Consider the following 25,682-nt stretch of genomic DNA (forward strand, 5'->3'; position numbering starts at 1 on the left):
CAAAAGAATTTTGCGGGTGTGTTTAAAAATAGTTAAATTTGAAGTTCACTTAAAACCAAAAATAATGAAAAAACTAGTTTTAGTATTTTTTTTAGGTTTAATGAGTGTTGCCCTAAATGCTCAAGAAAAAGTAGCCAAAATTGAATTTAAGTCTACTACAATAGACTATGGCGAAATTGCAAAAGGTAGTGACGGTGTGAGAGTTTTTACTTTTACTAATACCGGAGATGCTCCTTTAGTAATCTCTAAAGTTTTTTCTAGCTGTGGGTGTACCATTCCTAAAAAACCCGAAAAACCTATTATGCCAGGTGAAACTGGTGAAATACAGGTTAAGTACGACACCAACCGTGTTGGCCCTATTAGAAAAACAGTAACCGTAATGTCTAATGCAGATACTCCAACAATAGCATTAAAAATTAAAGGTACTGTTATAGACCCAAGTAAATAGATTAAAACCCTATATACATTCAAAAGCCTCTTTTAAAAGAGGCTTTTTTTATAATATCTTTTTTAAATCAAAAGAGAAAACCAGTTCTCGCCCTTCTCTTTCTATTCTTAACATAATCCGTTTACCCGGCTTTTCATTCATTAATTCAGATAGTTCTTGAAGGGTAAATCTATGTGCCATTTTTCTGTTAACAGACAAAATAACATCTCCTTTTTTTAAGCCTGCTTCCTCAGCAGGACTGCCGGGCCTAACTTCTGCTATTTCTATGGCAGGAAACATAGAGTATTTATATATTCTTGATAGAAAAATTTCTATGGTATTAGAATTGTCTTGGGTTTCTTTAATTACTCCGTTAAAGTCGTTTGCACGTTCTTTAACTATTCTCATACCATTGTGTTGTAACTCTAATCCACTCAAATTAAATTTAAACGGTACTTTAAAATTACCGTTCTTTTTTAACATTAAGTACTTATTCTGATAATTAAAAATTACTGTAAATCTTTTTAAAATATCTCCTCCTAAACTACCGTTTCTGTGTACAAGCCTGGTAGTTAAATGCTGTAAGGAAGTAGAATCAGGAAATGCAACTTTAGCATCGGTTAAGGTAAATTTTCCTAAATTAAATTCGTCTACCCTTGCCCTTTTACCATGCACATTACCACTTAAACCTCTTCCTAAAAAATCATCAAAATTTTCTGCCGGCACATTAATACCTTTATCGGCATTAGCAAATAACCACAATGCATCACTACTACCGGAGTCTACAAGAAGATTTACAGGGATGGCATTATCATCCCTGACCGAAACCGATGCGCTCACAAAAGGTTTGTTGTTTCTAACATCAATAGGAATAATTTCACATTTTTTGCAAAGTTTAGTTTTATATTTATCAGGATCGTATAGAGTTATTTTCTTTGATGCATAATTAATTTTCACAACAAAATCTCTAAAAATATCATATCCTATTATACCATGCACCGGAAAGCCTATCCTTGGAGAGAAATTAATACCTTGATCTAATACCAAATACATAGCTTGGTTGTAGTTAACGGCATCTTTTATTTTTACAACATTCCCTTGTGATTTTAATGCTCTAATTGATGTTCCACTACCCAATCCTTTAATTTTTATTTCCTCCACATTTTTTACCTCAAGTGTATCTTCACTAAACAAACTAAAGAGTATTGGACTATTAACTCCGGAGTCTAAAATAAAAGAGAGTTCTACGCCATTAATCTCTATCGGCAAAATAATTAAGTTGTTAACAAACTTAAATTTAACAGTAACTTTATCTTTATTATTAGGCAAACTGTAATGTTGCGCCCAAGAATTTACAGCACAAAAAATTAATACAAAAAGAATAATATGTTTTTTAAATAAAGTCATGATACTATATAAATATAGCAACAAGATTTTGTTGTTTTTTACACTTTAACAAAGTTTAACGAGTAAAAAGACACATTAAAGCAGCGTGATTTATAAAATATATTTTGCAATTTTGTGAACTCTAAAAACTATAGCCAATGCCAACTATATCAGAAAAAGGGCGTTTAATGCCAGAATCGCCAATTAGAAAGTTGCAACCTTATGCCGAAAAAGCGTATAAGGAAGGAAAAACAGTATATCATTTAAATATTGGACAGCCAGATATTAAAACCCCTGAAGTAGCATTAGAAGCAGTAAAAATTCATTTACTTGATATTTTGGCTTATACCCGCTCTGAAGGGGCTGAAAGTTATAGAGAAAAAATAGCAGATTATTATAAAAAGAATAATATTCATGTAACTGCAGATGATATAATTGTTACCACCGGAGGCTCTGAAGCTTTATTATTTGCCATTGGAAGTATTACAGATCCGGGAGACGAGATTATTATCCCAGAGCCTTTTTATGCTAATTACAATGGTTTTGCTACAGCTTCCGGAGTTAAAGTAGTTCCGGTAGTTTCTAAAATAGAAGATAACTTTGCCTTACCTCCTATTGAAGCTTTCGAAGAATTAATTACCCCTAAAACCAAGGCAATTTTAATTTGTAATCCCGGTAACCCAACCGGCTATCTATACACGAAAGAAGAGATAGAAAAACTCGCTAAAATTGTTAAAAAGCATGATTTGTTTTTAATTGCCGACGAAGTATATAGAGAGTTTACTTATGATGGTTACAAACATTACTCTGTGATGGAACAAGAGGGCTTAGAAAATCATGCTATTATGATTGATTCTGTCTCTAAGCGTTATAGCATGTGTGGTGCCAGAATTGGTTACTTAGTTTCTAAAAATAAAGAAGTAATTAAAACCGCATTAAAATTTGCGCAGACCCGTTTAAGTCCGCCAACATTTGCACAAATAGCCAGTGAAGCTGCACTACAAACACCACAAAGTTATTTTGATGAAGTTATTGAAGAATATGCTGATAGAAGAAACACTTTAATAGAAGCCTTACAGCAAATACCCGGTGTAAAAATTGCAACCCCAAAAGGTGCTTTTTACTGTATTGCAGAGCTTCCTGTAAAAAACGCAGACCACTTTGCACAATGGTTATTAGATAAGTTTGATGTAGATAATGAAACCGTAATGGTTGCTCCTGCAGCAGGTTTTTACTCAACTCCTGGCGTTGGGCTTAATCAAATAAGAATTGCATACGTTCTCAATAAAAAAAGCTTGCTAAAAGCAGTTAACATTATTAAAGAAGCTTTAAAAGTTTATAAAGACTAGTGAAGGTTCAAGAAAAAATATCTTTAAAGTCCTATAATACTTTTGGGATAGATGTTAACGCGCGTTATTTTGTAGAAGTAACAACTATTCCGGAATTAATTGCAGCGCTTTCGCTAAAAAACTATCCCGAACCATTTATTTTAGGAGGCGGCAGCAATATGCTTTTAACAAAAGACCTCAATAAACTGGTTATCTATGTTAATTTAAAAGGCAAGTATATTATCTCTCAAGATACTTCTCATGCCCTGGTAACTGCTATGGCAGGAGAAAATTGGCATGAGCTTGTACAGTGGGCATTAGCACATAATTTAGGAGGTATAGAAAACCTGTCTTTTATACCAGGCAATGTTGGTTCTGCTCCTATTCAGAATATAGGAGCTTATGGGGTTGAGCTTAAAGATGTTTTTGAACGCTGTACTGCTGTGCACAGCAAAACTAAAAAGCAAAAAACGTTTTCGTTAAAAGCATGTAAGTTTGGGTACAGAACCTCAATCTTTAAAGAGAAAGAAAAAGGTAACTACATAATTACTAGTGTTACACTAAAACTTACCAAAAACAACCATAAAATCAACACCACGTATGGTGCAATAGAAAGCTATTTACAAGAACAAAACATTAAAGACCCAACCATACAAGATGTTTCTAATGCGGTGATTGCTATTAGAAAAAGTAAACTTCCGGATCCGGCAGAAATTGGCAATAGCGGTAGTTTTTTTAAAAATCCTGTTATACCAAAACAAGCATTTAATACATTACAAAAAAAGTACCCAAACATGCCTTTTTACAAGGTATCTGAAGACCAATATAAAGTGCCTGCAGGGTGGTTAATAGAACAATGTGGTTTTAAAGGAAAACGATTTGGCGATGCCGGAGTACATACAAAGCAAGCTTTAGTTTTGGTAAACTACGGTAGCGCAACCGGCAAAGAAATACTAGAACTATCAAATAAAATTCAAGAAACCGTAAAAAAACAATTTAATATAACGTTAGAAAACGAAGTGAATATAATTACATAAAAAAACCTCACCGCAAATACCTTACGGTGAGGACCAAATCAAACTAAACTAACCTAAAAAACCTTAAACCCACAAACAAAAAGTGTTTTAGAATTTTATCTAATTTATTACGTATGCAAGTATTAATTAATACCTTTGAGTAAGTAAGAATAAGATCTTTGTTATTTTATTTACGAAAGAAATTTGATTTTAGATTTTAAACACTCTAATTTTTTTACAACGCATGAGTGCGCTACTTGAAAAACATATAACAGAACTACTTAAAGAACAAAATGATAAAGCAATATCATTGCTCTACGATCATTATGCAGATACTTTATACGGAGTAGCGCTTAAAATAACCAAAAACGAAGAGTTGGCTCAAGACGTGGTTCAGGAGAGTTTTGTTAAAATCTGGAAAAACGCTTCAAGTTACGACCCCAGTAAAGCTAAACTTTTTACTTGGTTATTTCGTATAATTAGAAATACAGCTATAGATAAGTTAAGAAGTATTAACTCTAAAACAGATAAAGAAATCCAAATTGACATTTCTAACGTATATAATGTAGGTGTAAACAGCTATAAGCCAGAACATATGGACTTAGCTGAGCATGTAAACAAATTAGAAAAAAAGTATCAAGTAGTGCTTGAAGCCCTGTTTTTTCAGGGGATGACACAGCAGGAAGCCAGTGAAGCATTAAACGTTCCGTTGGGTACTGTTAAATCAAGATTAAAAATTGGCTTACGTGAGTTACGTAAAATATTTGGACCGGTAAATATCGTTTTACTATTATTATTGTACTAAGTTATGAACGAAAAAGTTAAAATATTTTTAGAGACAGATTTGCTAGAAAAGTATCTGCTTGGTATCACCTCTCCTATGGAGACGATACAAGTAGAACAATATCTAGGCAAATATCCCGAGGTTAGGCAACAATATAATGAGTTGCAAGAAAACCTTGAAAGCTACTCTCGTGCCTATGCTGTAAAAGCTCCTGAGCATCTTAAAGCTGCTGTCTTAAAGAAAGTAGCTTCTTCTGGAGGTGGTTTCAACAGAAAACGCTTTTACAGATATACTATTGCTGCCAGTATTGCTGCATTAATTTTTGCTAGCACTACTTACTTTTTATGGAATCAAAACAAAATGCTTACTTACGAGAACTCTCTTGTAAATCAAAAACTTAAGGATCTAGAACAAAATATTAATGCAACAAACAATAAATTAGACGACGTTAAAAACCAATTTATAGTTTTAAACAATCCAGAAACTCGTAAATATGTTTTAAGAGGTAACCAAAAAGCTAAAAACCTTAAAACAGTTGCATACGTTAATCCGGTAAAAAAACTATCTTTTATAAACGTAGCCGAATTACCAGAATTACCCGAAGAACAAGTATTCCAAATGTGGGCTAATGTAGATGGTAAGATGGTTAATTTAGGTGTGTTAGAAAAAGCAGAAAACAAACTGCTTTCTGTGCCTTACACAGAAGATGCTATTAGCTTTAAAATAACTATTGAGCCTAAAGGAGGTAATGAAACTGCTACAATAGAAAACACTGTTGCAGATATAGAATTTAAGTAACAACTATTTAACATATACTATTTAAAAGGTCTGTTTAAAAAACAGGCCTTTTTTTGTACTTTTGCCACAAACTTCACAACATGAAACTTTTACTTTTAACACTTGTTTTATTACTACTTGCCGTAGCTGGTATTGCTATTAAAATTTGGGTTAAAAAAGATGGTAAATTTGCAGGAACATGTGCCAGCCAAAATCCGTTTTTAAACAAAGACGGTGAAGCTTGTGGTATTTGTGGCAAAATGCCCGATGAACAAGAGTGTAAAAAAGACCAAATTGAGTCATAAAATATTAGAGCTTCTTTTCTTGTAATTTCTATTTGTTATATTTAACATTACTTTTATTGTTGGTGATTTTAAAGCTAAACATTTGGAAATTACACCATCTACCATTAAAGACAACATAAAAAAAGCTAAACAAGGCAACCAAAAAGCCTTTAGTTTTTTATTAGACACCTTCTGGCACGATGTGTACGGTTTTCAATTAACACGTACGCATGATGAAAATGATGCCGAAGACATTACAATTCAGACCTTTTCTAAGGCTTTTGATAAGATTAATTCGTATGATGAAAATTACGAGTTTAAAACTTGGTTGTTTACTATCTCTAAAAACATTCATATAGATTTAGTCAGAAAAGAAAAAAAGAGTGTCTTAAAACAGGCCAGTACAGATGATGATGCTGTTTATGAAGTTGTAGATGAAACGCCAACTGTTGAAGACAAAATAATTACCGAGCAGAATTTAGCTAAACTCCTTAAATACATTAAAAAATTAAAACCCCATTATCAAGAAGTAATTAACCTTAGGTATTTTCAAGAACTTAGCTACCAAGAAATTGCAAATACCCTAAACGAACCCTTAAATAATGTTAAGGTAAAACTTTTAAGAGCAAAAAAACTCCTTGCAGAAATTATTGAAAGTAAAAAATGAAACAATTTTTAAAAACCTTAGGCCCTGGTTTATTATTTGCCGGTGCTGCAATTGGTGTGTCTCACTTAGTGCAATCTACAAGAGCAGGAGCCGATTTTGGTTTTGGATTGCTTTGGGCTCTTTTGTTAGCAAACATTTGTAAATACCCATTTTTTCAATACGGTCCGAGGTATGCTTTAGCAACAGGAGAAAGCTTGTTAGATGGTTATAAAAAATTACACAAAAGTGTTTTATGGATTTATTTTATACTCACGCTAGCCACTATGTTTACCATTCAAACAGCTGTAACAATAGTAACAGCAGGTTTAGCCTCAAACATTTTTAATGTAAAACTAAGTTTAGTTAGCTGGAGTATTATAATTACTGTTATTTGTTTTGCTATTTTACTTTTTGGCAGATACAAATTGTTAGATGGCTTAATGAAAATAATTATTATAACCCTTACCATCTGTACATTTATAGCTGTTAGTATTGCCTCTGTAAACACAACAACAACTTTAAATTTTTCTCAAGTACTTCCTGAAAACGCATTAGAAGTTGGGTTTTTAATTGCTTTTATGGGTTGGATGCCTGCTCCGTTAGATATTTCTATATGGCATTCACTTTGGGCCATAGAGAAAACTAAATCAGAATCAAAATTCACTTCAAAAAAAGCATTATTAGATTTTAATGTTGGTTATACAGCTACAATTGTATTAGCAGTTTGTTTTGTAGCACTTGGCGCTTTGGTTATGTATAATAGCGGAGAAACTTTTTCTGAGCAAGGAGGCAAATTTGCACAACAACTAATTACGTTATATACCCAAAATTTAGGAGATAATGTGTATATATTTATTACCGTTGCAGCCTTCACAACTATGTTTAGCACTACCCTAACCACTTTAGATGCTTCTCCAAGAGCAATGGCAAAAGCAAGCCAATTGTTAAACACTAAAGGCATCTTTAAAAAGTACATTCTGTGGATACTTATTTTAGTTATCGGCACCCTATTTATTTTAAGCACACTTTTAGCAGAAATGGGCACCTTGGTTAAAGTAGCCACTATTTTATCTTTCATTACTGCACCTTTTTACGCCATAGCTAATTTTTGGCTTATTACATCTAAATACACTCCTAAAGTTTGGCATCCATCAACAAAACTTAAAATACTAAGCTGGATTGGCATAATTTTCTTAATCGGATTTAGCATTTGGTATTTGGTAGTTATATAAATAAAACAATAATTACTTTGTATCTTTGCAGTTCTATAATAAAAAAATATGAGCACTACTACAACAGACAGTGTTATACCTCCAAAAAGCAAGCCTAAATGGTTACGTGTAAAACTGCCTACAGGTAAAAAATATACACAACTAAGAGGACTTGTAGATAAATACAATTTACATACAATTTGCACCTCGGGAAGCTGTCCTAATATGGGAGAATGCTGGGGAGAAGGTACTGCTACTTTTATGATTTTAGGGAATATTTGCACACGATCTTGTGGTTTCTGTGGTGTTAAAACCGGAAGACCTGAAACTGTAGATTGGGAAGAGCCCGAAAAAGTAGCGCGCTCTATTAAAATAATGAATATAAAGCATGCCGTTATTACTTCCGTAGATAGAGACGATTTAAAAGATATGGGGTCTATTATCTGGGCAGAAACTGTAAAGGCTATCAGAAGAATGAATCCTGAAACAACCCTAGAGACCCTTATCCCCGATTTTCAAGGTGTAACCAGAAATATTGATAGAATAGTTGATGTTGCACCAGAAGTGGTTTCGCATAATATGGAAACTGTAAGACGCCTAACTCGTGAGGTAAGAATACAAGCCAAATACGATAGAAGCTTACAAGTATTAAAGTACCTTAAAGAGCAAGGTGTAAACAGAACAAAGTCTGGTATAATGCTTGGTTTAGGCGAAACAGAAAAAGAAGTAATTGAAACATTAAAAGATTTAAAAAATGCTAAGGTAGACGTTGTAACTATTGGGCAATATCTACAACCAAGTAAAAAACATTTGCCCGTAAAAGAGTTTATAACACCAGACACCTTTAATAAGTACAAAGAAATTGGTTTAGAAATGGGCTTTAGGCATGTAGAGAGTGGTGCATTAGTTAGATCATCATACAAAGCACACAAACACATAAACTAGTTAAAAATAAAAACAAAAAACCTTAAGAACGTGTGAAAGATCACGTTCTTTTTTATTTAAACTTTAAAATATATACCTTGTAATATGGCACAAAAAATTACTGTAGGCATTAATGGTTTTGGAAGAATTGGTAGAACATTATTCAGGCTCCTTTTAGATCACCCAAAAATTACAGTAGTTCAAATAAATGATTTAGCCGATGCTAAAACTCTTAGCCATTTACTCAAGTACGATAGCATTCATGGTGTATTACAAAAAGAAGTTTCATTTACACAAGACACCATTGTAGTAAACAATAAAAGCTTTAAGTTAACCAATTATAAAACTCCAGATGCATGTAACTGGAACGACATAGATGTAGTTGTAGAGGCAACCGGAAAATTTAAAACTAAACAACTATTACAAGGACATTTACTTGGTGGCGCCAAAAAAGTAATTTTATCTGTACCACCAGAAGACTATACTATAAAAACTGTTGTTTTAGGTGTAAATGAACACATTATTTCTGCATCAGACACAATCATATCTAATGCTTCTTGTACAACAAATAATGCGGCTCCTATGATTAAAATTATTAATGAGTTATGCGGGATAAATCAGGCATACATAACAACAGTTCATTCTTACACTACCGATCAAAGTTTACACGACCAACCTCATAGAGATTTACGCAGAGCCAGAGCTGCTTCTCAAAGCATAGTGCCCACTACAACCGGTGCTGCTAAAGCATTAACAAAAATTTTTCCGGAACTAAGTAATGTTATTGGAGGTTGCGGAATTAGAGTTCCCGTACCAGACGGTTCGCTTACAGATATTACATTTAATGTAAAAAAAGAAACCTCTATTGAAGCCATAAACGAAGCCTTTAAAGAAGCCTCACAAAAAAAATTAAAGGGAATTATAGACTATACTGAAGATCCTATCGTTTCTATAGATATAATAAACAATCCTTTTTCGTGTGTATTTGATGCGCAAATGACATCTGTTATTGGCAACATGGTAAAAATAATTGGTTGGTACGATAATGAAACGGGTTACAGCGCTCGATTAGTCGATTTAATTGAGTACATATTCGATAATTAACTATATTTGAAGGTTACACTTAACCTATGAAGTATATTATTAAACAATACTTACTTCTAATAACGTTACTTTTTTGCGGTACTGTCTTACCCCAAACAGACAATAGCCTATCGCAAGATAGTGTTACTATTACTAAACTTTCAAACACTGGATTACAATCTAAATTAGATAGCATTCATATTTATTTTAATCAAGCTCAAACCTTTAAAGATCAATCACAATATGGTGCCAGTATAAAAAAACTAAACACTGTTTTACAGCTTGCAAAAAAAACTGATAATATTGAAGTATTAATTGATTGCTATAATTTATTTGCAGAAGTATACACGGATTTAGAAAAATACTCTACTGCAAGTCTATACTTAAAAAACACAGCTACCTTACTTGAAAGCAACGAATACAATTACGGTAAAATAAAGTACGAAATTTTAAAGGGCGTTATGCATTTAAAGAAGAATGAATATGATAAAGCCCTCGAACGATTTCAAGAAGCAAAAAATTACAACATCCCTCCAGACCAATACCTTGAAGATTTAATATTACTGCACGAAGCAGAAGCTTATGTAGGAAAAAAGCAAGTTCAAAAAGCCGGCAGAATATATGAACGCTTGTTAGCAAAAAAAGACACTTTTTCTAGAAAAGATATTAGAACAAAAATGCTTTTAAATCTGGCAGAAATGGATTTAAAAGCAAACAATTTAATTCTGGCAGAAGAAAACGCATACAAAGCACAACAACTTGCCAAAGAGCATAAATATTACAAGCAGTTACTTGATTCGTATTTGGTATTAAGTAAAATTCACGAAAAAGAACAACTTTACTGGAGAGCCTTACGCGAATTAAAAGAAGCACAAAGAATTAAAGATTCCTTTTTTAATCCGATTTCTATTTTACATGATGAAACGGTGGCAGTAGAAAACGAATCGGCGTATAAAGATGAAGTTATAGAAAACCAAGCCGGACTTATAGAGCAACAACAAAAAACAGTTAGTCGTTCTAAACTTACAACTGTACTTACTTCTGCTTTCTTGATTATAATATCATTACTTACCATATCGTTGTACAGAAACAACCAAATAAAATTAAAAACCAACGATTTATTACTTAAAAAAAATCTCGAGCTTCAAATGGCTAAAGAAGAAGCAGAAAAAGCAATGCAAACTAAAGCTCAATTTTTATCTACTGTAAGTCATGAACTTAGAACGCCTCTTTATGCCGTTACCGGATTAACGCATTTATTGCTTGAAGAAAACCCTACAGAAAGTCAGAGAGAACATTTAGAATCTTTAAAGTTTTCCGGAGATTACTTACTGGCGTTTATTAATGATATTCTTCAAATTAATAAAATAGAAGCAAATAAGGTTAGCATTCAAAAAGTTAAATTTAACTTACGTAAAACCCTTAAAGAAGTTGCTACATCACTTCAACAAACTGCAAAAGACAGGAATAATAAAATTATTATAGATGTAGATGAAGACATTCCTAATTACCTGATAGGAGACCCACTTAAAATGTCGCAAATATTTATAAACCTTGTGGGTAACGCTCTTAAATTTACTAAAGACGGTACGGTTACTATAGCTGCTAAAATTTTAGAGAAAGATCAAGACCGCACTAACATTTTATTTGAAGTAATAGATACAGGTATAGGTATTAATAAAGAAATGCAGAAAAACATCTTTGAAAGCTTTTCTCAAGGATCGGTTCAAATTAACAGAAAATATGGTGGTACAGGATTAGGACTAACCATTGTAAAAAATCTTCTTTCTTTATTTAATAGTGAAATAAAAGTTAAAAGTGAAATTGGCAAAGGAAGTACTTTTTATTTTGATTTACGATTTAAAAACGTAATTGCTGCAGAACAAAAAGAAGAAAAAGAACCGGAAGAAGTAGTAGAAGAAAACAAGTTACAGGGCTTGCATTTATTATTGGTAGAAGACAACAAGATTAATCAAGTAATTACCCGTAAAATGCTTGAGAAAAAAGGTATGAGCTGCGATATAGCAGATAATGGATATCAAGCCATAGACAAGGCAAAAGAAAATAAATATGATGCCATTTTAATGGATATTCATATGCCGGGTATTAGTGGTGTTACTGCTACACAAGAAATCAGAAAATTTGACACCAAAATCCCAATAATTGCATTAACAGCAATATCTATAGATGATAGCACAGAAAACTTCTTTAGTGCCGGTTGCACCGATGTGGTAACAAAACCATTTAAACCAGAGGTGTTCTACAAAAAAATTGCAGAAAACGTTTTTGCAGGCAAAGCTTAATTATTTTTTGGCACAGAATTTGCTTTTACTTTCTCGGATAACTTTGTTCTCATTAGCAAAATTATTCTGAGTTAGTTGGTTAGTTAGTTTAAAAGGCACGATTAGTTCGTGCCTTTTAGCTTTTTACAGTTTTTATAAGCAATTTTTTAAAAGTTTCTTCTTTGGCTAAAAACTTAGTCTTTATAGGCAAATAATAAACATTATTAAGTTGATTAAGCCTAACAAAATCTTTCTCTGTAGTAACAATGAACTCTTTAGTTTTTAACGTTTCTAACTCTTTAGTATTAAAAAAGTGATGGTCTGGGTATTGTAAGTGCTCAAAAATCAATTTTTGGTCTTTTAAAAAGTCTACTAAAGGTTTTGGGTTTGCAATACCCGTTACCAACGTAACATTATTTGGCAGGTTGTTTAACGGTATAGCTTCCTTTGTATTGGTTATAGCATCGTGGTAAGCTATTGTTGTAAAAAATAAATGCTGATTCTCAGTAAGCTTTAGCTTTTTTGCAATATTTTGCTGTTCTTCTTCAGACAAATTCTCAGGACACTTAGTAACTACAACTACATTGGCTCTCTTAGCTTGATTTTTATGATCTCTTAAATTTCCGGTAGGCAAATACCAATCATCACAATACAAATCATTATATGCTGTTAAAAGAATCGCCATTTTAGGAGTTACTTTTCTGTGCTGAAAAGCATCATCTAAAACAATAGCCTCTAAATCAGGATGTAGGCCGGTTAATTTTTGTATTCCCTCTACCCTATTTGCGCTTACGGCTACCGGAACATCCGGAAAATTAGTATGCAAAGTATAGGGTTCATCACCCAAATCTTCAACAGTAGTGTTAGAGTTAGCTAATAAAAACCCTTTAGATTTACGTTTGTATCCTCTACTTAATAAAGCTACTTTATAATTGGCACGTAAAGCAGCTAAAATATAGGCTGCCATTGGTGTTTTTCCGGTGCCACCTACAGATAAGTTACCAATACATATAATGGGTATTTTAAATGATTTGCTTTTAAAAATTGATGTATCGTAGCACCAATTTCTAATGTACACAATTAGTGCATAAAGCAGCGAGAAAGGAAAAAGTATTTTTCTGAGCCATTGCATAACAACGAAAGTATTATATTTTATCTTTGAACAAAATAAAATTCTTAAAAATGATTGTTCAAGACGTCATTAATTACATAGAAGAACTCGCTCCGCTACCTTACGCTGAAGATTTTGATAATGTTGGTTTGCTTGTAGGAAATAAAAAAGCTAAAGTTACCGGAATATTAGTTACGCTTGATACGTTAGAAAATGTGGTAGACGAGGCTATTGCCAAAAAATGTAATCTTATTGTTAGTTTTCATCCCATTATATTTTCCGGATTAAAAAAAATTACAGGCTCAAATTATGTAGAACGTGTAGTAATTAAAGCCATACAAAATAATATAGCTATTTATGCAATTCATACTGCTTTAGATAATAGCTTTTTAGGAGTTAACGCTAAAATTTGCGAGGTCTTAAAACTTAAAAAAACAAGTGTTTTAATTCCGCAAAAAAACACTATTAAAAAACTCATAACATTTGCCCCAAAAGAAAGTGCAGAAAAAGTAAGACAAGCTTTGTTTAATGCAGGTGCCGGTAACATTGGTAATTACGATAATTGTAGCTTTAATATAGATGGGATTGGTACTTTTAAGGGCAATGAAAATTCTAATCCTACAATAGGAGAACGAGGCAAATTACAGTTAGAGCCAGAAACACAAATAGGGGTAACATTTAAAAAACACTTAGAGCAAAAAATACTAAGTGCTCTTTTTAAAGCACACCCATATGAAGAAGTTGCCTACGAAATAACAACACTAGAAAACAACAACCAACACATTGGAATGGGTATGATTGGTGAGTTTTCTGAGCCAATTTCAGAAACCGATTTTTTAAACAAACTAAAAAAAGCGTTTAACGTTAAAAGCATAAGGCATACAACCTTACTTAATAAACCCATACAAAAAGTTGCCGTACTAGGCGGTAGTGGTGCATTTGCTATTAGCCATGCTAAACGTGCAAATGCAGATGCTTATGTAACTGCAGATATTAAATATCATCAATTTCTTGAAGCAGAAAACAAGTTATTATTAGTAGATGTAGGGCATTATGAAACAGAGCAGTTTACAAAAAACCTTTTAGTTGAGTATCTTACAAAAAAAATTCCTAATTTTGCAATCATTTTATCACAGAGTAATACTAATCCTGTCAACTATTTTTAAATATGGCAAAAAAAACAGAAACAACCGTAGAAGAAAAATTAAGAGCATTATACGATTTGCAATTAATTGATTCTCGAGTTGATGAAATTAGAAATATTAGAGGTGAACTTCCTTTAGAGGTTGAAGATCTTGAAGATGAAGTTGAAGGACTTAAAACCCGTTTAGACAAACTTTCTGCAGAATTAGATACTATAAACCACGACATTGCCAGCAAAAAAAATCTTATAGAAGAAGCCAAAGCGCTTATTAAGAAATATACAGAGCAGCAAAAAAACGTTCGTAATAATAGAGAGTACAACTCTTTAAGTAAAGAAATAGAGTACCAAGAGTTAGAAATACAATTAGCCGAAAAGCACATTAAAGAATATAAGGCTAAAATAGAGCAAAAGAAAGAGGTTATTGCAGAAACTAAAACTCGCTTAAAAGAACGTGAAGCTCACTTAAAACACAAAAAAGGAGAATTAAACGATATTTTAGCAGAAACCGAAAAAGAAGAGCAGGCATTATTAAAAAAGTCTGAAGAGTTCGAAAAAAATATAGACGAGCGCTTAGTAAATGCATATAAGCGTATTAGAAAAAGCGTTAAAAACGGTTTAGCCGTTGTACCAATTGAGCGTGGAGCTTCTGGAGGTTCGTTCTTTACTATTCCGCCTCAAGTTCAAATGGAAATAGCTTCAAGAAAAAAAATAATTACAGACGAGCACAGCGGGAGAATTTTAGTTGACCCTGCATTAGCCGAAGAAGAGCGTGAAAAAATGGAGAAGCTATTTGCTTCACTATCATAAAAAATAAAGCTTAAAAAACCCTGCAAATATGCAGGGTTTTTTATTTTTATATGGCATTTTCACTCTCCTACACATGAGGTTTTATTTTCTTTTAGTAATCAGTTTATTGGTGTCATGTACCAATGGCAACGCCCCTCAAAATGAACAAGTTCATAATGCAACTAATGATAGCTTTATAAAAGCTGTAGATTTATCTTCTATCCCAGAAGTAAATCAGTACAACATTACTTTTTTTAACAAAAACTCTAACCCGATTTCTATTTTACCTTTTTTAAAAAATAACGGTGTAAATACCGTTAGGGTAAGACTCTGGCATTCACCAACAAAACCTTTTTCTAATTTTAAAACTGTAAAATCTTTTTCAAAAGAGATTAAAAATAATGGTTTAAAACTTTGGCTTACCGTACACTATTCAGACTCATGGGCAGACCCATCACAACAAGAAACTCCTTCTAAATGGAAAAATTTATCTTTTTTTAATTTGAAAGATAGCGTTTATAACTACACTTACAAGATTGTATCAGAAATTAATCCTGAAATCATACAAATAGGGAACGAAATTAATAATGGTTTTTTACATCCTACCGGGTATATTGATAACTTTACTGAACTTACATCATTGTTAGAAATTGGATGTAAGGCTGTTAGAGATGCAAGTTCTAACACCAAAATTATGTTGCATTATGCCGGCCATGAAAACGCTTTCTATTTTTTTAATGAGTTTAATAACTTAGATTTTGATTACATTGGAATATCATACTACCCCATTTGGCACGGCAAAGATTTGGTTGCTTTTTCAAATAGCTTAGATAAATTAACTGTGTTTAATAAACCCCTTCTTATTGCAGAAACCGCCTATCCTTTTACTTTAAACTGGAATGACCAAACCCATAATGTTGTAGGATTACAAAACCAACTACTTGATGCGTATCCTGCAACTCCATCGGGGCAAAAACAATACCTCAACAAGTTATTTAGAATTATAAAAAACAATCGTTTAGGAAAAGGTATTGCATATTGGGGAGCAGAGTTGGTAGCCTTTAAAGGTGAAAATGCTACAGATGGGTCGGCGTGGGAAAACCAAGCTCTTTTTGATTTTAATAAAAAGGCGCTTCCTGCAATTGATGTTTTTAATGAGAATTAAATCTCACGTTTTTTTTAAACCTTAAAATCCAAAAAGCTAAAATTAATAGTATATATAATAGCACATCCCGCATTAATGCGTCTATATATATTCCTTCAGGTCCCTTTGCTCGTCAGAGGGATTTTTTTATCCGTTAAAGTTTGCGTCAGTGTGCGAACCATCACAATAAGGTTTATTACCAGAATACCCACATCTGCAAAAAGCCGTTGTTTTATTTTTTTTCTCTGTACTACCATCCCTATGCGTAATGTGTATAGTTCCGTAAACTAAAAGCGGTCCGTTTTCTAAAACTTCAACTTTAGTTTCTAACGATACACTCTTTGCTGTGGTTTTATCCTCTCCGGAATTTAAATAATAACTTAATGCACCCGAAGGGCATTCTTGTACTTGTTTAATTAATGATTCTGAGTCTGCATTATCAATTTTAATCCAAGGCTTCTCTTTTGGCATAAAAACATCTGGTAATCCTCTAACACAATTACCAGAATGAATACATTTTTTAGGCTTCCAAACAATAGTAACCTCGCCATTGGTATATTCTTTTGTAACATCCATTCTTAAAAATTTTTAGTCTTGTTATTAAAGATACTTAAAATCTGTAGCAACAAAAACTAAAAAAAGATATCATTATCTTTACTGAAATTTAAAAACACATGAAACGGTACCCCTTTTTATTAGTTTTAGCCATTCTTATTTCTTGCAATACAAACACCAAAACCAAACAAAAAAATTCCCAACAACAACAAAAAAGCATTCTTGAAAAAATAGCTGAAGCACATGGTTTTGAACACTGGCAAAATGTTACATCTTTAACATACACCTTTAATGTAGATAAAGGTGAGCGTCATTTTGAGCGTTCATGGGTTTGGGAACCAAAAAAAAACAGCATTACCCTTATAACAAATACAGATACTGTTAGTTATGTTAGAAAAACGCCTTTAGACAGTGCTTTAATTAAAGCAGACCGAGCTTTTATTAATGATAAATATTGGTTATTAGCCCCATTTAATTTAATCTGGGATAAAAAAAGTTTCACTTACACATTTACCCCCAACAGCACAGCCCCTATTAGTAACAAAAGCATGAATAAATTAACTATAGTTTACAAAAATGAAGGTGGCTACACCCCCGGAGATGCATATGATTTTTACTTTGAAGACGATTACCTAATTAAAGAATGGGTGTTTAGAGAACAAAATAGTAGTGAGCCATCTTTAATTACAACCTGGCAAGATTATAAAGATGCTGGCAACTTAAAAATAGCTACAAATCATGTTAATAACGATGGCAGTTTTAAATTATATTTTACCAATATTACTGTAAAAACCAAGTAAATGGAATACAAAGCTACACTTGATTTTGCGAAACATTTAGATGCAATAGACCCTTTAGCATCATACAGAGATAAATTTCATATCCCTAAAACTAAAGACGGTAATGAATGTGTTTACATGTGCGGAAACTCGTTAGGTTTACAACCCAAAACAACAAAAAAATACATAGAGCAAGAACTTAACGATTGGGCTACTATGGGAGTAGAAGGGCACACTAAGGCTAAAAACCCTTGGATGCCTTATCATGAGTTTTTAACTAACAGTATGGCTAAATTGGTGGGTGCAAAACCAATAGAAGTTGTTTGTATGAATACCCTAACAACCAACTTACATTTACTAATGGTTTCTTTTTACAATCCCACACCAACCAAATATAAAGTTGTAATAGAGAGTGATGCATTTCCTTCAGATAAATATGCCGTGCAATCACAACTAAAATTTCATGGTTTTAATCCTGAAGAGGGACTTATAGAATGGAAACCCAAACCAGGAGAATCTTGCCTGCACATAGAAGATTTAGAACAATTATTAGACGAGCAAGGAGACCAAATTGCCATGTTGTTAATTGGTGGAGTAAATTATTATACCGGGCAATATTTTAATTTAAAGCGTATAGCAGAGATTGGTCATAAAAAAAGCTGTACAGTAGGTATAGACCTAGCTCACGGTATAGGCAACATTGCGCCTAACTTGCATGAAAACGGCGTAGATTTTGCAGCTTGGTGCACGTATAAATATTTAAACTCAGGACCGGGAAGCTTAGCAGGTTTATTTGTTCATGAAAAACATGCTTACAACAAAAATCTTAAAAAATTTGAAGGCTGGTGGGGGCACAACAAAGAAACCCGGTTTAATATGAGACATGATTTTGATAGCCTCCCCGGAGCCGAAGGATGGCAACTTAGTAACCCTCCTATTTTATCTATGGCTGCAATTAAAGCTTCATTAGATATTTTTGAAGAAGTAGGTATTGATAAACTCAGAGAAAAATCAGTATTGCTAACCGGATATTTAGAGTTTTTAATAAATTCTATTCAAAACGATCAAATAGAAATTATTACACCAAAAAATCCAGATGAAAGAGGATGCCAATTATCTATAAGAGTAAAAAATGCCAATAAAACATTACACACACAATTAACCCAAGCAGGTGTAATTTCAGATTGGCGTGAACCCGATGTAATTAGAGTTGCCCCCGTGCCTCTTTACAATAGTTTTCAAGATGTTTTTAAAATGGTGTCTATTTTAAAAAATATTTTACAAGTTCAGGCATGAAAAAAAACGAACACATTCTAATAATTGGAGCAGGCTTGTGTGGTTCTCTCTTGGCCTTACGTTTGGCGCAAAGAGGATATAAAGTAACCGTTGCAGAAAAAAGACCTGATTTAAGAAAAACTAATATTAGCGCCGGAAGATCTATAAATTTAGCCTTTTCTGATAGAGGAATTAAAGCAATGAAGTTAGTGGGTATAAATCATAAAATAACCCCACTATGTATCCCAATGAATGGTAGAATGATTCACGATACTTCCGGAAATTCATTTTTATCTCCTTATAGCGGTCGTAGTCATGAATACATTAACTCTATTTCTAGAGGAGAGCTTAACGGAGTGCTATTAACCGAAGCAGAAAACCATAATAACGTATCTATTTTATTTAACAAAAAATGTACATCGGTAGATATAGAAAATACAACAGCCACATTTTATTGTTATGAAACTAAAAAAGAACTACAGTTAAATGCCGATGTAATTATTGGCACAGATGGTGCCGGGTCTGTGTTACGTAAAAGTTATTACCTAGAAAAAAAGTTTTTATTTAGCTACTCGCAAAATTATTTGCAACACGGCTATAAAGAACTCTCAATACCACCAACCCAAGACGGTGGTTTTAAAATAGAAAAAAACGCGCTACACATATGGCCTCGAGGTGATTTTATGTTAATTGCCTTACCCAACTTAGATGGCAGCTTTACAGTAACACTTTTCTTATCATATAATGAAGGAAAGTATAATTTTGACAACCTTAATAACGCCGAAAAAGTTACCACCTTTTTTAAAGAGCAATTTCCGGATGCTTATAAACTAATGCCTAACTTAGTTGATGAGTTTTTTGCCAATCCAACAGGAGCACTCGGCACAGTAAAATGTTCTCCTTGGCATTATAAAGGCAATACGCTATTAATGGGTGATGCTGCACATGCTATTGTGCCTTTTTACGGACAAGGAATGAATGCATCGTTTGAAGATGTAGTGGTTTTCGATGAAATTTTAGAACAACATCAAGGCAATTGGGAAGCTACATTTAAAGCCTACGAAAAAACCCGAAAAAAAGATACAGATGCTATAGCAGATTTGGCTTTAGATAACTTTCACGAGATGAAAGATCATGTGGCGAATCCTATTTTCCAGAAAAAAAGAAAACTCGAAATTGCCTTAGAACAAACATACCCTGATCAGTATTTTTCTAAATATGCAATGGTAACTTTTAATGAAAATATGCCATATAGTAAGGCTATGACTCTTGGAAGAGCTCAAGACAAAGCTCTTTTAAATATGATCGCAGATAATGAGATAAATACAGACGAAGATTTAGCAACCGTATTAAAAAAGGTAAAAGAAGAAACAAAAGAAATTATAGAAGAAGATAACATTGCAAAAAAAATACAGCACCAATAAAAACACTATTATGAATACTAGTAAACTTATTAAAGGGAAAGCAACACCCAGAGGCGCATACCCACATGTAAAACGAGTAGGAGATTTTATTTTTGTTTCTGGTACCAGCTCAAGACGCCCTGATAATACTTTTGAAGGTGTAGAGATAATAGATGAAATGGGCACAAAAAAGCTAGATATAAAAGCTCAAACAAGAGCAGTTTTAGAGAACATTAAAGATTACTTAGCAGAAGAAGGCGCTACTTTACAAGATGTAGTAGATGTAACAACATTTTTGGTAAACATGAATGATTTTGCCGGTTATAATGAGGTGTACGCAGAGTATTTTAGCAAAGAAACCGGTCCAGCCAGAACAACAGTTGCAGTACATCAGTTACCACATCCGGATTTAGTAGTAGAGATAAAAGTTACTGCTTACAAAAAACAATCGTAAAACTTATAATTACACAACTTCTAATGGTTACAATATTAAACTTCATTGATGGTAACTTTTGCAAACCCATTTCTAATAAATGGTTAGATAATTACAACCCATCTAATGGTGAAGTTTATGGTAAAATACCAGACTCTAATGAAGATGATGTAGAGCAAGCATACAAAGCTGCACAAACCGCATTTAAAAAATGGTCTCAAACCCCAATAGAAGAGCGCAGTAAAATACTTTTAAAAATTGCTTCAATTATTTATGAACGGTTAGATGATTTAGCTAAAGCAGAGTCTTTAGATAATGGTAAACCAATTAGCCTAGCAAAAACGGTTGATATACCACGAGCCTCAAGTAATTTTTCGTTTTTTGCTAAAGCAATAACTCAGTTTTTTAGTGAAGCTCATGATAGTGTTGGCCTTAAGGCTATAAATTTTACACTCAGACAACCCATTGGCGTTGTAGGTTGTATATCTCCTTGGAATTTACCGCTATACCTTTTTACCTGGAAAATTGCTCCCGCGCTTGCTGCAGGCAATACTGTTGTGGCAAAACCAAGCGAAGTAACCCCTTATACTGCTTATTTGTTAGCAGAGATTTGTAATGACGCCGGTTTACCCAAAGGAGTTCTGAATATTGTTCATGGCTCTGGTCAAACTACCGGACAAAGTATTGTTTCTCATCCAAAAATTAAAGCAATATCCTTTACCGGAGGTACAAAAACAGGAGCTCAAATAGCAAGAACTGCAGCACCTATGTTTAAAAAATTATCATTAGAGCTAGGAGGAAAAAACCCTAATTTAATATTTGCTGATTGCGATTACGATTCTATGTTAAGCACAACACTTAAATCTTCTTTTGCCAATCAGGGTCAGATTTGTCTTTGCGGTTCTAGAATATTTATTGAAGAATCTTTATACGAAAAATTTAAAGAAGATTTTGTTGCAAAAACAAAACAGCTAATTGTTGGGCATCCCTCCAATTCTAAGACTCAAATTGGTGCATTGGTCTCTAAGTCCCACTTAGAAAAAGTTAAATCTTATATAGAAACTGCAAAAAAAGAAGGTGGTAAAATTCTTTGCGGAGGTAATCAAGTGGTACTAAAAGGCTACGAAAACGGGTATTATTTAGAGCCAACTGTAATAGAAATTAACAACACCAATTGTACTGTAAATCAAGAAGAAATTTTTGGCCCTGTAGTTACTATTATGCCATTTAAAACCGAAGAAGATGCATTACAGTATGCTAACAATGTAGATTACGGCCTCTCTGCTACAATTTGGACAAAAGATGTAAATAGAATTATGCGATTAAGTCAAGAAATTGAAGCCGGTATTGTATGGGTTAACTCTTGGCTGTTTAGAGATTTAAGAACTCCGTTTGGAGGAGTAAAAAATTCTGGCGTAGGCAGAGAAGGTGGTTTTGAAGCATTACGATTTTTTACAGAACCCAAAAACGTTTGTATAAAATACCAATAACATGAATTTAGAGTTAAAAAATAAAAACGCTGTAGTATGTGGTAGTACTGCAGGTATTGGTAAAGCTACTGCTATTGCATTGGCTACTCTTGGCGCTAATGTTACTTTGATTGCCCGAAACGAGCAAAAGCTTAAAAAAACTATAACCCAGCTACCAAATAAAAATCAAAACCACGATTATATAGTGGCAGATTTTAGTAATCCTCAAGAGCTACATACTAAAATACAAAAAGCATCAGCACAAAAAAATTATCACATTTTAGTAAACAATACTGGTGGTCCGGCTGGCGGACCGGTTTTTAATGCCACTTTAGAAGCTTTTGATTCAGCTTTTACACAGCATTTAAAATGTAATCATGTATTGGTGCAAGCATTAGTACCGGGAATGAAAAAAGCTCAGTACGGCCGAATAATTAATATTATTTCTACCTCTGTAAAACAACCGTTAGATGGCCTTGGTGTCTCTAATACTATACGTGGTGCAGTGGCAAACTGGGCAAAAACGTTGGCTAATGAGCTTGGACAGTTTAATATTACAGTAAACAATGTGTTACCGGGTGCAACTGCAACAGAACGCTTAACAGAAATTATAAATAATAAAGCTCAAAAAACAGGTAAAACACCTGACGAAGTGGCCACAGCAATGAAAAGCACCATCCCGGCTAAGCGCTTTGCACTGCCCGAAGAAGTAGCTAATGCAGCTGCTTTTTTGGCTTCTCCGGCTGCATCTTACATAAACGGTATAAATCTTCCCGTAGATGGAGGTAGAACCAAATCATTATAAATACTAACTTTACGGTATGAAACGTAAATTACGTATAAACGGACATTCGCATTTATTGCCTTACCCGGAAGAGATTCCAAGATTTATGAAAGAAAAAGAAATATTCTGGGTAGACGATGAGCGTAAACACATGCTACAAAAAGGATGGAGCAGACCTGTTACAGACTCAAGCTTTTTTTTAAACGAAAAACTTGAGTGGATGGATAGGTACAATATAGATCATGCTGTTGTACTCAACCTATCACAATTGTACGGTAATGGGTTGCGCTTGGAAGAGATGAAAATGGCATTGCGTTTTCAAAACGATTTTAATGCCAAAATACAACACGATCATCCTAATAAATTTACTTGTGGTTTTGTTGTTCATCCGGGTTTTATTAGGGGTGCACTTTGGGAAATAGAACGTTGTGTAGAAGAACTTGGTATGCGCCTGCTTTGCCTGCCTACGCACTACATGGATACAATAGGCACTTGGCGTTGTATTTTTGATGAAGAAAACGAACCTATTTTTGAGCTTGCCAGTAATTATAATTTAGCTGTAGAAATTCACCCATACGATGGCGAAAAATTTATTCTACTAGAAAATACTGCCTGGCGTTTTCACTTAATCTGGATGTTAGCGCAATGTGCAGATGCATATCATTTTATGACCTTAAGAGGTTATCAAGATAAATTTCCCGGAATGCGTGTTTGTTTTGCACACGGTGGACAATTAGCACAAATTAATCTGGGAAGGCGTATTCAAGGTTTTGATGGTAGACCAGATTTATTTGAAGGCATGCACCATCCTAGAAAAGCTGTTGGACATAAAAATATTTTCTTTGATACTTTAGTTCACGATACAGGCTCTTTAGAGCTATTAGTTAAAAACCAAGGACCAAAACAGGTTATTATTGGTTTAGACGACCCCTACCCGCTTGGTGAAATGGAAAGCGAGCAGCAATCATCTTATCCCGGTAAAATTTTAGATTTAGCACGTGAACGTAACATTTTAACGCAAGAGCAATGTGATGCAATCTGGGAAGATAACGTACTGCAGTGGCTTTTTGGGGATGATGAGAAAGCAAAGCAAGAACTTATAAACAAAATTTTGTCGTAATGCATTTTTTATCAGAAGAATTAGAAAATTACGTTGCAAATCATTCACAGAGTGAGCCAGAACTTCTTCAAAAATTAAACAGAGAAACACACTTAAAAGTACTTCAGCCTAGAATGCTTAGCGGGCATTTTCAAGGAAGAGTACTGAGTCTGCTGTCTAAAATAATAGCTCCGAAAGTTATTTTAGAAATTGGTACTTATACAGGTTATTCGGCTTTATGTTTAGCAGAAGGATTAAAAGCAGATGGCGTATTACACACAATAGATAATAACGAAGAGCTTCTACCCATACAACAAAAGTATTTTAAAGCTTCGGGCTATGCCGATAAAATCAAACAACATACTGGTAATGCGCTAGAGATTATCCCAAGAATATCAGATTCTTTTGATTTAGTTTTTATTGATGCAGACAAGGAAAATTATGCAAATTATTTTGACTTGGTAATTTCTAAAATGAATCCCGGAGGTATTATTCTTTCTGATAATGTGCTATGGAGCGGAAAAGTTTTAACAGAACCCAAGCCTAATGATAAAAGCACAATTGTAATAAAAGCTTATAACAAAAAATTAATAGAAGACCCAAGAGTAGAAACTGTATTATTACCCATTAGAGACGGGCTTACAGTAAGTAGGGTTAAATAATTTTTGGGGCTATTTTAGCCAAATAAAGTTTGTAAAAAGCAATTGCTATTAAAGTCCCAACCAAAGCACCAACTACAATATCTGAGGGATAATGAACCCCAACATAAATTCTACTTAAACTAAATAAAATTGGCCATAAAAAAAGCAAGTAAATGTATTTAAGTTTTTTCCTTAAAAACAACACTACTAGCACTGTTATTGAAAATGATGTTGAAGCATGGCCGGAAAAAAAACTATAATTAGTAGGTGTTTTTAAAATCCTAATTAAACTTTTTAACTCTTCGTGATTATTAGGGCGTAATCTTGCTACAAATTCCTTTACACCTTCGGTAAAGGCTAACACAAAAAGTAAAGCTGCCACAACCGTTGCAATTATTGCTAAAGCTTCTTTTTTAGGATACTTTTTTAATACTAAAAAAAGTAAAAAAGCATATAAGGGAATCCAGGTTAAAATATTAGTAATAATAAGCCAAATACCATCATACTGCTCAATACCAAGCGAGTTTAGGTATACAAACAACTCTCTGTCGTATGCATTTAGCTTTTCTAACATTAAAGTTTACGTTTTACAGAGCCTGTTACGTTTTCTATATCTTCTTTAACCTTGTTTATTTCTTGATTAATTTCTTTTGTAATTGAAGTATCAATGCCTTGCTTTTCGGCACTTTTTTGAATTTCACTCTTTATTTCGTTTGTAGCATCTTTAAGCTGACGCATACCTTTACCCAAACCACGAGCTATCTCTGGTATTTTGTCTGCACCAAAAACCATAACTACAATAAAGAGAATAAAAACTATTTCTGCTCCGCTTATAAAAAGAAACATACTTTGTGTTTTGGTTCACAAATATAGTGAAGTTTAGCACACATATATATAAAAAAGTCGGCTCT

27 protein-coding genes are annotated in these 25,682 nt (G+C 33.4%); 22 read left to right on the forward strand and 5 right to left on the reverse strand.

The annotated features are described in order from the left end of the window. Positions 1-64: 64 nt before the first annotated feature. Positions 65-448: a DUF1573 domain-containing protein gene (locus tag ACZ5CF_RS00150; RefSeq protein WP_464579547.1), complete on the forward strand. Its 384-nt coding sequence runs from the start codon at positions 65-67 to the stop codon at positions 446-448. 48 nt (positions 449-496) lie between these two features. On the opposite strand, the gene ACZ5CF_RS00155 is transcribed toward ACZ5CF_RS00150, so the two are convergent. Then, entirely contained in the window at positions 497-1,834 is a 1,338-nt protein-coding gene (locus ACZ5CF_RS00155; RefSeq protein ID WP_464579548.1) for an aspartyl protease family protein, read from the reverse strand. Positions 1,835-1,971: 137 nt separating this feature from the next. Here ACZ5CF_RS00155 and ACZ5CF_RS00160 point away from each other — a divergent pair, with 137 nt between their 5' ends. The 10 genes from ACZ5CF_RS00160 to ACZ5CF_RS00205 all read left to right on the forward strand — a co-directional run bounded on the left by ACZ5CF_RS00160 (position 1,972) and on the right by ACZ5CF_RS00205 (position 12,169). After that, positions 1,972-3,162, forward strand: coding sequence for a pyridoxal phosphate-dependent aminotransferase (locus tag ACZ5CF_RS00160; RefSeq protein ID WP_464579549.1), 1,191 nt, complete (start codon positions 1,972-1,974; stop codon positions 3,160-3,162). After that, entirely contained in the window at positions 3,162-4,178 is a 1,017-nt protein-coding gene (gene murB, locus ACZ5CF_RS00165) for a UDP-N-acetylmuramate dehydrogenase (RefSeq protein ID WP_464579550.1), read from the forward strand. Before ACZ5CF_RS00160 ends, murB begins: the two co-directional genes overlap by 1 nt. 223 nt (positions 4,179-4,401) lie before the next feature. Then, positions 4,402-4,962, forward strand: coding sequence for an RNA polymerase sigma factor (locus ACZ5CF_RS00170; protein ID WP_464579551.1), 561 nt, complete (start codon positions 4,402-4,404; stop codon positions 4,960-4,962). Between the two features lie 3 nt (positions 4,963-4,965). Then, positions 4,966-5,739, forward strand: a complete 774-nt coding sequence (locus ACZ5CF_RS00175; protein WP_464579553.1) for an anti-sigma factor — start codon at positions 4,966-4,968, stop codon at positions 5,737-5,739. Between the two features lie 80 nt (positions 5,740-5,819). Further along, positions 5,820-6,023: a membrane or secreted protein gene (locus tag ACZ5CF_RS00180; RefSeq protein WP_464579554.1), complete on the forward strand. Its 204-nt coding sequence runs from the start codon at positions 5,820-5,822 to the stop codon at positions 6,021-6,023. Between the two features lie 82 nt (positions 6,024-6,105). Beyond that, on the forward strand, positions 6,106-6,669 hold the full coding sequence (locus ACZ5CF_RS00185; protein WP_464579556.1) for an RNA polymerase sigma factor: 564 nt from the start codon (positions 6,106-6,108) through the stop codon (positions 6,667-6,669). After that, positions 6,666-7,880 (forward strand): Nramp family divalent metal transporter, encoded by a 1,215-nt coding sequence (locus ACZ5CF_RS00190; RefSeq protein ID WP_464579557.1) that lies wholly within the window; start codon positions 6,666-6,668, stop codon positions 7,878-7,880. The genes ACZ5CF_RS00185 and ACZ5CF_RS00190 overlap by 4 nt, the downstream gene beginning before the upstream one ends. Before the next feature lie 48 nt (positions 7,881-7,928). Further along, positions 7,929-8,804 carry a lipoyl synthase gene (gene lipA / locus ACZ5CF_RS00195; protein ID WP_464579559.1) on the forward strand — a complete coding sequence of 292 codons (876 nt, stop codon included), beginning with the start codon at positions 7,929-7,931 and terminating at the stop codon, positions 8,802-8,804. An 84-nt stretch (positions 8,805-8,888) separates the two neighbouring features. Beyond that, entirely contained in the window at positions 8,889-9,887 is a 999-nt protein-coding gene (gene gap, locus ACZ5CF_RS00200) for a type I glyceraldehyde-3-phosphate dehydrogenase (protein ID WP_464579561.1), read from the forward strand. A gap of 26 nt (positions 9,888-9,913) precedes the next feature. Continuing rightward, complete coding sequence (locus ACZ5CF_RS00205; RefSeq protein ID WP_464579562.1) at positions 9,914-12,169, forward strand: tetratricopeptide repeat-containing hybrid sensor histidine kinase/response regulator; 2,256 nt, start codon at positions 9,914-9,916, stop codon at positions 12,167-12,169. A 115-nt stretch (positions 12,170-12,284) separates the two neighbouring features. Here ACZ5CF_RS00205 and lpxK read toward each other — a convergent pair whose 3' ends face one another. Then, a complete protein-coding gene (lpxK, locus tag ACZ5CF_RS00210; protein ID WP_464579563.1) occupies positions 12,285-13,280 on the reverse strand; it encodes a tetraacyldisaccharide 4'-kinase in 996 nt (331 codons plus the stop codon). A gap of 50 nt (positions 13,281-13,330) precedes the next feature. Here lpxK and ACZ5CF_RS00215 point away from each other — a divergent pair, with 50 nt between their 5' ends. The 3 genes from ACZ5CF_RS00215 (at position 13,331) to ACZ5CF_RS00225 (ending at position 16,354) form a co-directional block, all read left to right on the forward strand. Further along, complete coding sequence (locus tag ACZ5CF_RS00215) at positions 13,331-14,425, forward strand: Nif3-like dinuclear metal center hexameric protein (protein WP_464579564.1); 1,095 nt, start codon at positions 13,331-13,333, stop codon at positions 14,423-14,425. Between the two features lie 2 nt (positions 14,426-14,427). Further along, positions 14,428-15,210 carry a zinc ribbon domain-containing protein gene (locus ACZ5CF_RS00220; protein ID WP_464579565.1) on the forward strand — a complete coding sequence of 261 codons (783 nt, stop codon included), beginning with the start codon at positions 14,428-14,430 and terminating at the stop codon, positions 15,208-15,210. A 73-nt stretch (positions 15,211-15,283) separates the two neighbouring features. After that, on the forward strand, positions 15,284-16,354 hold the full coding sequence (locus ACZ5CF_RS00225; RefSeq protein WP_464579567.1) for a glycoside hydrolase family 53 protein: 1,071 nt from the start codon (positions 15,284-15,286) through the stop codon (positions 16,352-16,354). A gap of 126 nt (positions 16,355-16,480) precedes the next feature. Here the strand turns inward: ACZ5CF_RS00225 and ACZ5CF_RS00230 are convergent, their stop codons facing one another. Beyond that, the gene (locus ACZ5CF_RS00230) at positions 16,481-16,909 is read right to left on the reverse strand and encodes a (4Fe-4S)-binding protein (RefSeq protein WP_464579568.1); all 429 of its coding nucleotides are present in this window, start codon (positions 16,907-16,909) and stop codon (positions 16,481-16,483) included. 98 nt (positions 16,910-17,007) lie between these two features. Between ACZ5CF_RS00230 and ACZ5CF_RS00235 the strand changes: the two genes are divergently transcribed. Genes ACZ5CF_RS00235 through ACZ5CF_RS00270 form a run of 8 tightly spaced genes read left to right on the forward strand, consistent with a single transcriptional unit; the run spans position 17,008 to position 24,792 of the window. Continuing rightward, positions 17,008-17,688 (forward strand): hypothetical protein, encoded by a 681-nt coding sequence (locus ACZ5CF_RS00235; protein ID WP_464579570.1) that lies wholly within the window; start codon positions 17,008-17,010, stop codon positions 17,686-17,688. Then, entirely contained in the window at positions 17,689-18,963 is a 1,275-nt protein-coding gene (gene kynU / locus ACZ5CF_RS00240; RefSeq protein ID WP_464579571.1) for a kynureninase, read from the forward strand. After that, complete coding sequence (locus ACZ5CF_RS00245) at positions 18,960-20,366, forward strand: FAD-dependent oxidoreductase (protein ID WP_464579572.1); 1,407 nt, start codon at positions 18,960-18,962, stop codon at positions 20,364-20,366. The genes kynU and ACZ5CF_RS00245 overlap by 4 nt, the downstream gene beginning before the upstream one ends. Before the next feature lie 10 nt (positions 20,367-20,376). Next, positions 20,377-20,799, forward strand: a complete 423-nt coding sequence (locus ACZ5CF_RS00250) for a RidA family protein (RefSeq protein WP_464579574.1) — start codon at positions 20,377-20,379, stop codon at positions 20,797-20,799. A 23-nt stretch (positions 20,800-20,822) separates the two neighbouring features. Further along, complete coding sequence (locus ACZ5CF_RS00255) at positions 20,823-22,268, forward strand: aldehyde dehydrogenase (protein ID WP_464579575.1); 1,446 nt, start codon at positions 20,823-20,825, stop codon at positions 22,266-22,268. 1 nt (position 22,269) lies between these two features. After that, positions 22,270-23,052 carry an SDR family oxidoreductase gene (locus tag ACZ5CF_RS00260; protein ID WP_464579576.1) on the forward strand — a complete coding sequence of 261 codons (783 nt, stop codon included), beginning with the start codon at positions 22,270-22,272 and terminating at the stop codon, positions 23,050-23,052. 16 nt (positions 23,053-23,068) lie between these two features. Continuing rightward, positions 23,069-24,151 (forward strand): amidohydrolase family protein, encoded by a 1,083-nt coding sequence (locus ACZ5CF_RS00265; RefSeq protein WP_464579578.1) that lies wholly within the window; start codon positions 23,069-23,071, stop codon positions 24,149-24,151. Beyond that, positions 24,151-24,792, forward strand: a complete 642-nt coding sequence (locus tag ACZ5CF_RS00270) for an O-methyltransferase (RefSeq protein WP_464579580.1) — start codon at positions 24,151-24,153, stop codon at positions 24,790-24,792. The genes ACZ5CF_RS00265 and ACZ5CF_RS00270 overlap by 1 nt, the downstream gene beginning before the upstream one ends. Here the strand turns inward: ACZ5CF_RS00270 and ACZ5CF_RS00275 are convergent. Next, positions 24,785-25,345 carry a phosphatase PAP2 family protein gene (locus ACZ5CF_RS00275; RefSeq protein WP_464579581.1) on the reverse strand — a complete coding sequence of 187 codons (561 nt, stop codon included), beginning with the start codon at positions 25,343-25,345 and terminating at the stop codon, positions 24,785-24,787. The genes ACZ5CF_RS00270 and ACZ5CF_RS00275 overlap by 8 nt on opposite strands. After that, on the reverse strand, positions 25,345-25,617 hold the full coding sequence (locus tag ACZ5CF_RS00280) for a Sec-independent protein translocase subunit TatA/TatB (RefSeq protein ID WP_464579582.1): 273 nt from the start codon (positions 25,615-25,617) through the stop codon (positions 25,345-25,347). The genes ACZ5CF_RS00275 and ACZ5CF_RS00280 overlap by 1 nt, the downstream gene beginning before the upstream one ends. Positions 25,618-25,682: the final 65 nt, after the last annotated feature.

This window comes from Lutaonella thermophila (assembly GCF_055387725.1).